We start from the raw sequence: 13,234 nt of genomic DNA, 5'->3' as shown, positions 1-13,234 counted from the left end.
GTCCTGTCCTTCGATGCCTGCCTGAGCCTCACCAGGCCTGTTGATCAGGAGGCGAGGTCATCCAGTGCGGTGCGCATAGGTTTGAGCAGATCCCCCAGAGCGCGCTTCAGCTGCTCCGGATCCGCCTGGTTTCGGGCAATTGTATCGACCAGCACGCTACCGACAATTACACCATCGGATACCCGCCCCACAGCGGCGGCGGTTTCTGCATCCCGGATACCAAAGCCAACGCCAACCGGTAACGCGGTCAGGTCATGAATGTGCTGCACGCGTTCGGCCACTTCGTCAACGTTGATCTTGGCTGCGCCGGTAACGCCCTTGAAGGAAACATAGTACACATAGCCGGAGGAGTGATCGCTGATCGCCCGGATACGGTCGTCCGTGGTGGTCGGTGCCAGCAGGAAGATCGGGTCGAGCTTGCGGGCCGCAAACAGTGGCGCCACGTCATCCGCTTCTTCAGGCGGCAGGTCGACCGTCAGTACACCATCCACGCCGGCTGCGGCGGCAGCATCGGCGAACGTCTCATAGCCCATGGCTTCCATCGGGTTGAGGTAGCCCATCAGCACCACTGGCGTATCGTTGTCATCCTCGCGAAAGCGGCGAACCATGTCGATGACCTGACGCAGGGACGTGCCATGAACCAGCGCGCGCTCGCAGGCCGCCTGAATCACTGGGCCATCGGCCATGGGATCGGAAAACGGGACCCCCAGCTCAATGATGTCAGCGCCGGCTTCAATCAGCGTATGCATCAGCGATACGGTCTGATCCGGGTGCGGGTCGCCGGCAGTGATAAACGGGATCAGGGCCTTTCGTCCCTGCCCCTTGAGGTTCTTAAGTACCCCTTCAATACGACTCATGGCTGCTCCTTGTGCAGGCCGGCCGGGCGGCGTCGCCACCCGGCAGAAGCTCGGTTAACTCAGATTTCGATGCCGTCGATCTTGGCGATGGTGTGAATGTCCTTGTCGCCCCGACCCGAGACGTTGATAACCAGAATCTGGTCCTTGTCCATGGTCGCCGCCAGTTTGGTTCCGTAGGCCACGGCATGGGCGGACTCCAGTGCCGGCATGATGCCTTCAACACGGGTCAGCTGACGGAAGCCGGCCAGTGCCTCGTCGTCGGTCACAGACACGTAGTTGGCACGCCCAATGTCCTTGAGCCAGCTGTGTTCGGGTCCGACGCCAGGGTAGTCCAGGCCGGCACTGACGGAATGAGTAGCCGCAATCTGGCCATTCTCATCTTCCATCAGGTAGGTCCGGTTACCGTGAAGCACCCCGGGGCGGCCGGAGCACAGCGGCGCCGCGTGTTGCCCGGTCTCGATTCCGTGACCGCCGGCTTCAACACCATACATTTCCACGCCTTCATCGGTCAGGAACGGGTAGAACATGCCGATGGCGTTGGAGCCACCGCCAACGCAGGCCACCAGCGCATCCGGCAGACGACCGGCCTGCTTCAGGCTCTGGGCCCGGGTTTCACGGCCTATCACCGACTGAAAATCCCGCACCAGCAGCGGGTATGGGTGGGGACCAGCCACCGTGCCGATGATGTAAAAGGTATCGTCGACATGGGAGACCCAGTCCCGCATGGCATCGTTCATTGCATCTTTCAGAGTACGGGTGCCACTTTCAACCGCATGCACTTCGGCACCCAGCAGCTTCATGCGATAGACATTGAGGGTCTGGCGGGCAATGTCTTCGGCGCCCATGAACACATGGCACTCCAGTCCAAGCCGGGCACAGACTGTTGCCGTCGCCACGCCGTGCTGCCCTGCCCCGGTCTCTGCGATAACACGCTTCTTGCCGAGAAAGCTGGCCAGCAGCGCCTGGCCGATGGTGTTGTTTACCTTGTGAGCGCCGGTGTGATTGAGGTCTTCGCGCTTGAGCCAGATCTGGGCACCGCCGACTTCACGGGTGAGCCTTTCGGCAAAGTACAGCGGACTGGGGCGACCCACGTAATCGGCCAGGTCTTTGTCGAACTTCGCCTGAAACTCCGGATCGTTCTTCAGCTGGAGGTACTCTCGCTCCAGGGTCATCAACGAATCCATCAGGGTTTCGGACACGAAACGGCCACCAAACGCCCCGAAATGTCCGCGGCTGTCCGGCAGTGAACCCAGCATCTCTTCAGTCAGTTTTATCGACACGATGAACCTCGTTCAGGAATTCTTTGATTCGAGCGGCGTCTTTCACGCCCTTGCGGATTTCCACGCCACCGCTGACATCAACGGCCCAGGGTTTCACGGCGGTAATGGCGCGGGCTACGTTATCAGAGTTCAACCCCCCGGCCAATATGAGCGGCAGCGGCCGCTGCTGCGGGATCAGGGTCCAGTCAAAGGACTTGCCTGTACCGCCATAAAGGTTTGGATCATAGGCATCAAGCAGCAACCCCGACCCCAGCGAATAGCGCTCAAACGCGTCTTCGACATCTTCGGTGGTGGCCACCCGGACCGCCTTGATCCAGCGTCGCCCGAACTGATTGCAGAACTCGGGTGACTCGTCGCCGTGAAACTGGAGCAGATCCAGCGGCACCTGGTCGAGAATGTTACGAACATAGTCGGCGTCGGGATTGACGAACAGCCCGACCAAAGTGACAAATGCAGGCACGGCCGCAGCAATTCCCCGCGCCTGGGCAACGTCGACAGCCCTCGGGCTGGGGTCAAAAAACACCAGGCCGATAGCATCAGCACCAGCGTTGGCCGCCGCCAGGGCATCGCCGACGTTGGTAATGCCGCAAATCTTGGTTTTGGTCTTCATCAGTTGTGCCTGGCTTTGACATGGATCTGTGAAATTGGTCGCGGGCGATTGCCACCATCACCAAACCAGGGTCTCAGGAATCCCGGCCCACAATTTGCGAGTGGTGGACCAACGCCCTCAGGATACCCCACATCAACCAGATAAAGGCCAAACGGTGGCGCGGTTACCCCTGCCAGGGACCGATTGCGGGCGGCCAGTACCTCGGCAACCCATTGCTCCGGTCGTTTCCCAGTGCCCACCGCCATCAGTGCACCGGCGATATTCCGGACCATGTGATGGAGAAAGGCATTGGCCTGAACGTCAATCACCACATAGTCACCATGGCGGCTGACCGTCACAAACTCCATGAAGCGATTGGGGGACCGAGACTGACAACCGGCGGCGCGGAACGACGTGAAATCGTGTTCGCCGACCAGTGCCTGAGCAGCGCGATGCATTGCTTCTGCGTCCAGTGGCCGAAAGTTCCAGCTGACCTGGCGGCGAAGAATGCCAGGCCGCACCGGCCCATTGAAAATGACGTAACGGTAGCGCCGATAGATAGCGGAGAAGCGGGCATGGAAATCTGGCGCCATGGCTCCCGCCCAGTGAACCGAGATGTCATCGGGCAAGGCGGTGTTGATGCCCATCACCCAGGAACGGCGGTTGCGGACACTGGTGGTGTGAAAGTGCACGACCTGATAGCTGGCATGAACACCCGCATCGGTGCGGCCTGCGCAGACCAGCTCCACCGGATGGTCCGCGACCCTGGCAATGGCCTTCTCCAATTCCCCCTGGACAGAACGCACTCCGGACTTCTGGTACTGCCAGCCGTGAAAGTGCTCGCCATCGTATTCAAAAACTACCGCGACACGGCCATCGCCAATCGCATTATCAGTACTCAGCGGGGGTGGATCGATAAACAAGGGTCGTCAGCGCCTGATCGTATGGGTCTTGTCGGCAGCCCTGTTGAGCCGCCGCCAGAACGTAAAACGCCGGCCCAAGTCCGGGCCGGCGGCTTACAGGGTGAGAGGTTATTATAACCAATCAGGACAGAGTTTTAAGGAGATCCTGCGCCTCTGCCTTCTGTTGGTCATTCCCCTCAATCGCGACCTCTTCGAGAATGTCCCGGGCACCATCACTGTCGCCCATCTCGATGTAGGCTCGCGCCAGGTCGAGCTTGGTGGCAGCCTCATCGGTACCGGCAAGGAAGTCGAAGTCATCATCGTCCCCCAGCTCGGATTCATCGATATCCGGAACGGCTGAACGGCCTTCCGCTTTCGACTCCGACTGATCCGATTCCTTCGCTTCTTGCCCGGCATCCGCTGTGTCGTCAACAGATTCATCTGCCAGCGGAATATCGAGATCCTCGTCAGTCAGATCATCCGCGACTGACAGATCGGCGTCAGCGGCTTCTAAATCGTCGCTGTCGGCCGGTGAATCCAGAGCTTCCGGCACCTCGGCGTCAGACTCAGGCTGGGCTGGCTGTTCCTCCGCAACCTCTTCCATCAGCGCCAGATCCTCATCGCTGATATCGAGCTCCAGATCATCAAGACCGCCATCATCACCTGCCAGGGCGTCACTCTCATCTTCACCGGCAACCTTGTCCAGCTCAGCGTCCAGTTCGTCAAGGAACGACTCATCCAGCGCACCGTCTTCACCAACCACCAGATCGCCTTGCGCTCCGGCATCATCCGTAGACTCTGACCCACTTTCCAGGGCCGAAAAATCTTCGGTGGCAAGCGGATCTTCATCGGTCAGAGATGGCGTTTCAGTGCTCTCCTCCTGGGAGGGCTCCTCGAGGTCGAGGGCGTCGATATCGAGATCGTCCAGCGACTCCAGCTCGTCTTTGTCCGCATCTTTGGACTGAGTAGCCTGATCGTCCTCCAGCAGGCCATCGAGATCACCGTCATCCAGATCCAGGGAGGCAAACTCATCCTCCAGTGAATCGCTGTCAGCACTCTCAAGCCCAGTCTCGACGTCGTCGCCCAGATCCAGTGACTGTTCCAGCTCTGCCAGCTCTGCATCGAAGTCGTCCGCACTGTCTGTGGACTCTACGGAATCGAACTCGAGGCTGTAGCCATCGTCCTCGCTTGCCGGCTCTGTGGTCTCGTCTGCTTCCGCCGACTCGACACCAGCGTCGTCCTCACCGGATTTCACGTCGATATCCGACAGATCGTACTCGATGGGACGGTCCCGGGTATCGCGATCATCTTCCTCAACGCCGTTTTCGTCCAGGCCCTCCAGTGCGCCTTCGAGGTCCGCAGTGAGTGCGTCATCGTCAGCTTGCGGCTGCGCCGCCTCAGGTTGTTCGTCCTCTTCTGGCTGCGTTGCACCGAAGCTGTCCGACATCAACTGGGATTCCAGATCGTCAATGCTCGGAACCGACTCGGCTTCCTCGAGGCGTGCTCTCAGGCTTTCGGCCTCCGCAATCGCCTGCTCATCCTCAAACGCTTCCAGCTCGCTGTACTGCTTCTCAAAGGAGTCGCGATCTTCAGCGTCAGCGTAAACACTCAGCAGCTTGAGGCGCAGATCGGTGCGACTCGGCTCCCGGGAAATGGCATTCTCCAGAGTGCTTACAGCCTGATCGGTACGACCATAAGCGACGTAGGTATCGGCCTCAGCGATTGGGTCGACCCGCTCTTCAGCATCCTGAGGTGCGGCTTCCTCGCCGGTCTCGACCTCATCGCCAAGGGCAATGGAATCGCCCTCGTCGTCACTTTCGTTGGTGAGTTGCTCGTAGAATTCTTTCTCTTTGCTGGCGTTGCGGCGAGCCACCAGCAACAGACCCAGCAACAGCGCAACCACACCGCCACCAAGACCAATCTGGTACATCGGGTTGGTCATGATCTCGTCGATGAGGTTGTCCGGGAAGCCTTTCTCGGGCTCGGGCTGCGGCGCAGGCGGGGCGGCTTTCTTGGGCTCTTTGGCTGCCGTCGTTGCCGGTGCGGCCTGCTCTCCGGCCGCAGACTCGGGCTGACTGGATGACTGATCCATGCCGGCCATATCCGTTTCGCCGTCTGCCGCCATGCCAGTCTCAGCATCTGGCTCGGCAGTCATGGTGTCTGAGCCGGTCGCTTCATCGCCACCGTCAGGCATCATGCCATCATCGTCTGCCAGTTCGGATTCATCACCGGCCAGTTCGGTCGGGGCCTCGCCCTCCACGTCCGTTGCCGGCTCCAGGCCGATATCATCCGCCATCCCGTCCTGTGAGGCGTCAACCTCACTGGCCATGGCATCGTCACCTGCGGCTTCATTGGTGGTGATGTCATCACCACCTTCAACCGGGGCAGACACCTGCGGCGCGTCACCTTCCGATACCGACTGTTCGAACTCCGCCAACTGGGTGTTCTTAAGCTCCAACAGACGCTGCAGGGTTTCGACCTGATCCTGAAGGTCTTCAACCCGGCCACTGAGGTCTTCGTTTTCGCGACGAGTGGCTTCAAGTTCCTCCATCGCCACTGCGCTACCGGCATCCACGCCACCAGCCAGTTGACCCTGGCCGCCGGCGGAACCACCGTCGTCGGCATCACGAGAGCCTTCATCATCGGCAACCAGCAGCTTCAGCTCATCCGGGCCGCTGCTCGCGGTACCGGAGTCCGTCGATGGCGCTGAAGGCGCATCATCGCGCGCATCCACGGCACGGCGTTCAGTAGACAGCTGCTGATTCTGCTGGGCAACCTGGCGACTGGCCTCACCTGCGGTACGGGACTGGATCTGCTCAAGACTGGGCACTCGCAGTACCTGGCCGCGCTTGAGGCGATTGATGTTGCCGCCAATAAACGCATCCGGGTTCAGGTCCTGGATTGCCAGCATCACCTGCTGATGGGAAACGCTGTTGTTCGGACGAACCTGTGAGGCGATGCCCCAGAGCGTGTCCGAGGCACTGGTTGGCCCCAGCGTATCGCCGGCAGACGCACGCGGCGCCGCCGGAGCCTGACGAGACGGCGTGCTGGGTGCAGATACCTGACGCTGGGGCGTCGGTGCCTGGGTGGTGGGCGCCTGAACGGTCTCCTCGACACCGGAATCCTCGGCGTAGACCGGTGGATCAACCAGCACCGCGTATTCCCGCATCAACCGGCCGCTGGGCCAGGTCACTTCCAGCAGGAAGTTGAGATAGGGTTCTTTGACAGGTTCCGTGGTGGAAACGTTGACAATCAGACTGCCATCGGCAGCCGTACTGACGTTAAAGCGGAGTCTGCTAAGGAAGTAATTTCGATCAATGCCAACCCGCCGGTACGCGTCTTCCGAAGCGAGGTTCACAAAGACTTCGTTGGGGTTAACGCCCTCACTGCTGTTGAGGGAAATGTCGGCCTCGAGCGGCTCATTCAAATAGGACTGAAGCTCAATATCTCCCAATCCAAGAGCCTGTGCGACTCCCGAGCCGAGCCCTCCAGCCAGCGCCAGGGCAACCGCAAGCTTGCGTACCTTCATGCTTTTTCCTTTCCAGTCTCCGTTATTCGTTACTGCTTTATTCAAACAGAATCGGACGAGGTTGGATGACTATCGTCTATAACTCTTCTAGTTATTATGCGACCCGACATCGTAGTGATTGGGCAAGTATTGTTGATAAAGCCAGTTTTATCAATCAATCAGCCCTTTTCGTTCCACCAATTTTTTAGCTGTTTCATGGAACTTGCTGTTACCGCGTCATCATAGCTTCAGTTTTATGACGCGCAGTATGTCATTCCCAGCAGATCGCTCCTTTGACTCCGGACAACCCAGCTTACCAGTGAAGCAGGTTGCATCCATTCGTCATCCGGAAGGGAAACGACCGGTCTCAAGGGGGGTCGCCTGGGAGACTTGCAAGTCTAGCCTACACGCCAGACGGCGTGAACCGGCAACCACCGAAAATAACAGGGGCGGAGACTGAAAGTCAGCCTCCGCCCCTGTTTGGTTGCCGGAAACCGGACACAGTTGGCAGAACGCCAAAGTGCCGGTGGCGCCATTAGCGCTCCTGCAGTATCCGCAGCATCCGGCGCAATGGTTCCGCCGCACCCCACAACAACTGGTCACCAACGGTGAATGCGGAGATATACTCCGGCCCCATCGCCAGTTTGCGGATTCGACCCACCGGAATGCCCAAGGTGCCGGTAACCTTTGCAGGCGTAAGCTCCTGCATGGTCGCTTCCTTGTCATTCGGAACGACTTTCACCCAGTCGTTGGCGCCATCAAGAATCGATTCGATCTCGTCCAGCGGCAGATCCTTGCGCAGCTTGATGGTCAGCGCCTGGCTGTGGGAGCGCATGGCGCCGATACGAACACAGATGCCATCGATCGGCACCGGGTTATCGCTGCGACCCAGAATCTTGTTGGTTTCGCACTGCGCTTTCCACTCTTCCTTGCTCTGACCGTTATCGAGCTGTTTATCGATAAACGGAATCAGGCTGCCACCCAGCGGCACGCCGAAGTGGTCGGTTGGGAAGCTGTCAGAACGCATGGTTTCGGTGACCTTGCGATCAATGTCCAGAATGGCAGAGGACGGATCGGCCAGCAGCTCCGACACGCCATCACGCAGCTCGCCCATCTGCGACAAAAGTTCCCGCATATTCTGGGCGCCAGCACCGGAGGCTGCCTGATAGGTCATCGGAGATACCCACTCAATCAGGTCCTGCTCCAGCAGACCACCAAGGGCCAGCATCATCAGGCTGACGGTGCAGTTGCCACCGATGTAGTCCTTGACGCCGCGGTCAAGCGCTTCATCAATAACGTTACGGTTGACCGGGTCCAGAACAATGACGGAATGATCCGCCATCCGCAGCGTAGACGCGGCGTCAATCCAGTAGCCTTCCCAGCCACTGTCACGCAGGCGCTGGAATACGTCCTGGGTGTAGTCGCCACCCTGACAGGTGACGATGACGTCCATTCCTTTCAGGGTCTCGATGTCAAACGCGTCCTGGAGAGGTGGAACGCCATCCTTGCCCACGTCCGGTGCCGGTTTACCGGTTTGGGAAGTGGAGAAAAATACCGGTTCGATGTCGGCGAAATCGTTTTCTTCACGCATGCGCTGCATGAGGACTGATCCCACCATGCCACGCCAACCTACAAGTCCAACTCGCTTCATGTGCGACCTTTGAACCTCATTTTATGCCCGCCCCTTGCCCGTATCGCCGGCAGGGACAGGATGGATGATCCCGCGGCAACGCATCTTGTTGCCGTCGGGTTCGCTGATGTTATAGCGCTGCCAGTACCGCCTCACCCATTTCACGGGTGGTTACCTTGCGGCCGTCGTCGGACATGATGTCCGCGGTACGCAGTCCCTGGTCCAGCACTTTGCTGACCGCTGCCTCGATGGCCTGTGCTGCGTTTTCCGCCTGCAGGCTGTAACGCAGCATCATGGCGGCAGACAGAATGGTGGCCAGCGGATTGGCAATGCCCTGACCGGCGATGTCCGGCGCGGAACCGTGACAGGGCTCGTACATGCCCTGCTTGTCAGAGTTCAGTGAGGCCGATGGCAACATGCCAATTGAGCCGGTCAGCATTGCCGCTTCGTCGGAAAGAATATCACCAAACATGTTGCCGGTCACAATCACATCAAACTGCTTGGGTGCGCGAACCAGCTGCATCGCCGCATTGTCGACGTACATATGGCTCAGTTCGACATCAGGGTAGTCCTTCGACAACTCTTCCATGATCTCCCGCCACAGCACTGTTACTTCCAGTACGTTGGCCTTGTCTACAGAGCACAGTTTCTTGTTGCGCTGCTGCGCAGCCTCAAACGCGACCCGACCAATTCGACGGATCTCGGACTCGGAGTACACATACGTGTTGTACCCCTGGCGCTCTCCTCCATCCAGCTCACGGACACCTCGTGGTTGGCCAAAATAGATGCCACCGGTGAGCTCGCGCACGATCAGGATGTCAAGGCCAGACACCACTTCCGGCTTGAGGGAAGACGCCGATGCCAGTTGCGGGTAGAGAATGGCCGGCCGCAGGTTGCCGAACAGCTCGAGGCTCGAGCGCAGACCCAGCAGGCCTTTCTCGGGACGAATGGCCATGTCCAGGCCATCCCATTTAGGACCACCAACAGCGCCCAGCAGGATCGCGTCGGCCTTGCGGGCCTTGTCCAGGGTGTCGTCCGGTAACGGCACTCCGGTGGCATCAATCGCCGCGCCGCCAACGTGAGCGGAATCAAACACCAGCCCGAGGTCGAACTGCTCGTTCACCTTGTGCAGCACCTTCTCCGCCTCTGCCACGATTTCCGGGCCGATGCCGTCGCCGGGCAACAACAATACCGATTTACTCATGCTCTACTCCTTCTCAACCTGTTGTTCTGTCGTTGTCCGGCCCGGGGCAGCCCCGGGCCGGGAATCAATTACCGGTATTGAACAGCCAGGGCGCACTCTGGCGGCGCTTGCTCTCGTAATCCCGGATCAGGTCCGCATCTTCCAGGGTCACGCCAATGTCGTCCAGGCCATTGAGGAGACAGTGACGGCGGAAGTCGTCCACCTCAAAGCCAAAGGTGTCGCCGCCAGGCGTCATGACCGTCTTGGCTTCGAGGTCAATGGCTAACTGATAGCCTTCCTGCTGCTCAGTTTCCGCAAACAACTGGTCAACCACAGACTCTTCCAGAACAATGGGTAACAAGCCATTCTTAAAGCAGTTGTTGTAGAAAATATCGGCAAAACTCGGGGCAATGATGACCCGGAAACCAAAGTCGTCCAAAGCCCAGGGAGCGTGCTCACGACTGGAGCCACAGCCAAAGTTGGTTCGCGCCAGCAGCACACTCGCGCTCTGGTAACGCGGCTGGTTGAGGACAAAGTCCGGATTCAGCGGACGCTGCGAGCAGTCCTGGTCCGGCTTGCCTTCGTCCAGGTAACGCAGTTCATCGAACAGATTGGGACCAAACCCGCTGCGCTTGATGGATTTGAGAAACTGCTTGGGAATGATCATGTCCGTATCCACATTGGAACGGTCCAGGGGGGCAACAACGCCCTGATGTTGCGTAAAAGCGCGCATGGGACTTATCTCCTTGTGGATCAGTGGGTCAGATCGCGAACGTCGACAAAATGGCCGGCGATGGCTGCCGCGGCCGCCATACCCGGGCTCACCAGGTGGGTACGGCCACCGAAGCCTTGCCGCCCCTCGAAGTTACGGTTGGAGGTGGAGGCGCAGTGCTCGCCCTGCCCCAGTTTGTCGGCGTTCATCGCCAGGCACATGGAGCAGCCGGGATCACGCCATTCCAGACCGGCCTCGATAAAGATCCTGTCGAGGCCTTCCTGTTCGGCCTGGGCCTTGACCAGACCGGAGCCCGGTACCACCATCGCCTGTTTCAGGCTTGCCGCCACCTTATGGCCTTTCACCACCGCGGCCGCCTCGCGCAGATCTTCAATGCGGGAGTTTGTGCAGGAACCGATAAACACCCGGTCGAGCTTGATGTCCGTAATCGGCATATTGGCGTCCAGCCCCATGTACTTCAGCGCCCGGACAATGCCTTCGCGCTTGATGGGGTCCGCTTCGGCGGCCGGGTCTGGCACCGTACCATCCACACCTGTGACCATCTCCGGCGAGGTGCCCCAGGTTACCTGAGGCTGAATATCACGACCTTCCAGCTCCACGACCTTGTCGAATTCCGCGTCATCGTCACTGTGCAGGGTGCGCCAGTAGTCAACCGCGGCATCCCACTGCTCACCGCTCGGGGCGAACGGACGACCCTTGACGTAATCGATGGTGATGTCGTCCACCGCCACCATACCGACCCGGGCACCGGCTTCAATGGACATGTTGCAGATGGTCATACGGGCTTCCATTGACAGCTTGCGGATCGCTTCGCCGCCAAACTCGATCGCATAGCCTGTACCACCGGCGGTGCCGATCTTGCCGATGATGGCGAGAACCACGTCTTTGCCGGTCACGCCGGCACCGAGTTCGCCGTTGACCTTCACCAGCATATTCTTCATCTTTTTCTGGACCAGGCACTGGGTCGCGAGGACGTGCTCAACTTCGGACGTGCCGATCCCGTGGGCCAGTGTGCCAAACGCGCCGTGAGTCGAGGTGTGAGAGTCACCGCACACGACGGTCATCCCCGGCAGCGTGGCGCCCTGCTCCGGCCCGATGACATGAACGATGCCCTGACGCTGATCCTTGATCTTGAACTCGAGGATGCCAAACTCGTCGCAGTTGCGGTCCAGAGTCTCAACCTGGGTACGGGATACCGGATCCACGATGCCGTCGATGCCCTTGTCGCGATCGGTGGTTGGCACGTTGTGATCCGGCGTCGCCAGGTTGGCGTCCAGTCGCCACGGTTTGCGGTTGGCCAGGCGCAAGCCTTCAAACGCCTGGGGCGATGTGACTTCGTGGAGCAACTGGCGATCGATATAGATCAGCGCAGACCCGTCATCCCGTTGCTTGACGAGATGGTCATCCCACAATTTGTCGTAAAGGGTTTTACCGGCCATGACTGGCTCCTCAGCTCTCTCAGTGGTTATTCTGACTGTGTTTTATTCGACCGCGTCTATCCGACAACGTCTTTTCGGTAACCGCCTGCCCGGCGCGTGAATCCCTGGAACAAGTGGCGGTGACTGTGGCGATCATGGTATACCCTTCCTTGAGATAACCTCAATTCATGTTTTTTATAGATTGCATTCCACTTAGGAATGCAAATGCCTGCAGGGACAACCATGGACACCAACAGCCTCAAGGCGTTCGTCACCATTGTCGATATCGGCTCTTTCTCAGAGGCCGCTGAAACCCTGCACCTGACTCAGCCCGCCATCAGTAAACGACTGGCAGCCCTTGAGAATCAACTCGGCAGCCCGCTGGTGGATCGACGCCAGCGTCACCTGCAACTGACCGAAGCCGGCAGCCGGCTATTGCCCCATGCCCGCCGCATTCTGGACGAGCTTCACAACGCCCGGGTGGCGCTTTCGCCAGACAACGACGATATTGGAGGGGAGTTGGACATCATTGCCAGCCACCATATCGGACTCCATCACCTGCCAGCCTGGCTGCGCCGGTTCAATCGGGAGCACCCACAGGTGCGCCTGAACCTGCAGTTCATGGAGTCCGAAAGCGCCTACGTGCAAATGCGAAAACGCAACGCCGAACTGGCGTTCGTCACCCTCAGTGATGACATGGACAACAACTTCGTGGTGTACGAACAATGGGCGGACCCCATGGTCTTCGTCAGCGGACCGGAGCATCCGCTGGCGCGACTGACCGCACCCGGGCTCGCGGACCTTAGCCCGTACCCGGCGCTGTTGCCCGACACCTCCACCGCAACCTATCGAGTGGTCAGCCGACTGTTCCTGGAGCAGTCCCTGGCACTGAAGCCGAAGATGCCCACCAACTACCTGGAGACCATCAAAATGATGACCAGCGTTGGGCTGGGCTGGAGTGTGCTGCCGCTGAGCATGGTGGATGACTCCATCGTTCGCCTGCCGATCACCCAGCCGGTGAGCCGGGTTCTGGGCGCCATCGGCCTGGACGGACGCACGCTGAGTTCGGCGGCACGGGCGCTGCGGGATATTGTTCATGGCGAACAGATCAAGACACCGGGTTGAACAGAGATC

Annotated in this window: 10 protein-coding genes; 1 reads left to right on the top strand and 9 read right to left on the bottom strand. The window is 59.4% G+C overall.

Annotated features, from left to right (window positions below):
- Nucleotides 1–44: 44 nt before the first annotated feature.
- The 9 genes from trpA to leuC all read right to left on the bottom strand — a co-directional run bounded on the left by trpA (nucleotide 45) and on the right by leuC (nucleotide 12,121).
- Nucleotides 45–857 (bottom strand): tryptophan synthase subunit alpha, encoded by an 813-nt coding sequence (gene trpA, locus MLD24_RS06005; RefSeq protein WP_248165264.1) that lies wholly within the window; start codon nucleotides 855–857, stop codon nucleotides 45–47.
- Between the two features lie 59 nt (nucleotides 858–916).
- On the bottom strand, nucleotides 917–2,125 hold the full coding sequence (gene trpB / locus MLD24_RS06000) for a tryptophan synthase subunit beta (protein ID WP_248165429.1): 1,209 nt from the start codon (nucleotides 2,123–2,125) through the stop codon (nucleotides 917–919).
- Nucleotides 2,118–2,750, bottom strand: coding sequence for a phosphoribosylanthranilate isomerase (locus MLD24_RS05995; RefSeq protein ID WP_248165427.1), 633 nt, complete (start codon nucleotides 2,748–2,750; stop codon nucleotides 2,118–2,120). The genes trpB and MLD24_RS05995 overlap by 8 nt, the downstream gene beginning before the upstream one ends.
- Complete coding sequence (gene truA, locus MLD24_RS05990; protein ID WP_248165262.1) at nucleotides 2,747–3,649, bottom strand: tRNA pseudouridine(38-40) synthase TruA; 903 nt, start codon at nucleotides 3,647–3,649, stop codon at nucleotides 2,747–2,749. The genes MLD24_RS05995 and truA overlap by 4 nt, the downstream gene beginning before the upstream one ends.
- Before the next feature lie 121 nt (nucleotides 3,650–3,770).
- On the bottom strand, nucleotides 3,771–7,157 hold the full coding sequence (locus MLD24_RS05985) for a FimV/HubP family polar landmark protein (RefSeq protein ID WP_248165260.1): 3,387 nt from the start codon (nucleotides 7,155–7,157) through the stop codon (nucleotides 3,771–3,773).
- A 514-nt stretch (nucleotides 7,158–7,671) separates the two neighbouring features.
- On the bottom strand, nucleotides 7,672–8,787 hold the full coding sequence (asd, locus tag MLD24_RS05980) for an aspartate-semialdehyde dehydrogenase (RefSeq protein ID WP_248165258.1): 1,116 nt from the start codon (nucleotides 8,785–8,787) through the stop codon (nucleotides 7,672–7,674).
- A gap of 109 nt (nucleotides 8,788–8,896) precedes the next feature.
- Nucleotides 8,897–9,970, bottom strand: coding sequence for a 3-isopropylmalate dehydrogenase (gene leuB, locus MLD24_RS05975; RefSeq protein WP_248165257.1), 1,074 nt, complete (start codon nucleotides 9,968–9,970; stop codon nucleotides 8,897–8,899).
- Between the two features lie 64 nt (nucleotides 9,971–10,034).
- Nucleotides 10,035–10,682 carry a 3-isopropylmalate dehydratase small subunit gene (gene leuD, locus MLD24_RS05970; RefSeq protein ID WP_248165248.1) on the bottom strand — a complete coding sequence of 216 codons (648 nt, stop codon included), beginning with the start codon at nucleotides 10,680–10,682 and terminating at the stop codon, nucleotides 10,035–10,037.
- Nucleotides 10,683–10,702: 20 nt separating this feature from the next.
- Nucleotides 10,703–12,121 (bottom strand): 3-isopropylmalate dehydratase large subunit, encoded by a 1,419-nt coding sequence (gene leuC, locus MLD24_RS05965; RefSeq protein ID WP_248165246.1) that lies wholly within the window; start codon nucleotides 12,119–12,121, stop codon nucleotides 10,703–10,705.
- 222 nt (nucleotides 12,122–12,343) lie between these two features.
- Between leuC and MLD24_RS05960 the strand changes: the two genes are divergently transcribed.
- The gene (locus MLD24_RS05960; protein WP_248165425.1) at nucleotides 12,344–13,225 is read left to right on the top strand and encodes a LysR family transcriptional regulator; all 882 of its coding nucleotides are present in this window, start codon (nucleotides 12,344–12,346) and stop codon (nucleotides 13,223–13,225) included.
- The last annotated feature ends 9 nt before the right edge of the window (nucleotides 13,226–13,234 follow it).

Origin of the sequence: Marinobacter xestospongiae, from assembly GCF_023156385.1 — a bacterium.
Lineage (GTDB): Bacteria > Pseudomonadota > Gammaproteobacteria > Pseudomonadales > Oleiphilaceae > Marinobacter > Marinobacter xestospongiae.
Note: the sequence above shows the minus strand (reverse complement) of the source record. Positions and strands in the feature narration are given on the sequence as shown.

Bases quoted from the DNA above. Each gene is read 5' to 3' on its own strand.
- trpA (WP_248165264.1), bottom strand. From the start codon at position 857: ATGAGTCGTATTGAAGGGGTACTTAAGAACCTCAAGGGGCAGGGACGA.
- MLD24_RS05985 (WP_248165260.1), bottom strand. From the start codon at position 7,157: ATGAAGGTACGCAAGCTTGCGGTTGCCCTGGCGCTGGCTGGAGGGCTC.
- asd (WP_248165258.1), bottom strand. From the start codon at position 8,787: ATGAAGCGAGTTGGACTTGTAGGTTGGCGTGGCATGGTGGGATCAGTC.
- leuB (WP_248165257.1), bottom strand. From the start codon at position 9,970: ATGAGTAAATCGGTATTGTTGTTGCCCGGCGACGGCATCGGCCCGGAA.
- leuD (WP_248165248.1), bottom strand. From the start codon at position 10,682: ATGCGCGCTTTTACGCAACATCAGGGCGTTGTTGCCCCCCTGGACCGT.
- leuC (WP_248165246.1), bottom strand. From the start codon at position 12,121: ATGGCCGGTAAAACCCTTTACGACAAATTGTGGGATGACCATCTCGTC.
- MLD24_RS05960 (WP_248165425.1), top strand. From the start codon at position 12,344: ATGGACACCAACAGCCTCAAGGCGTTCGTCACCATTGTCGATATCGGC.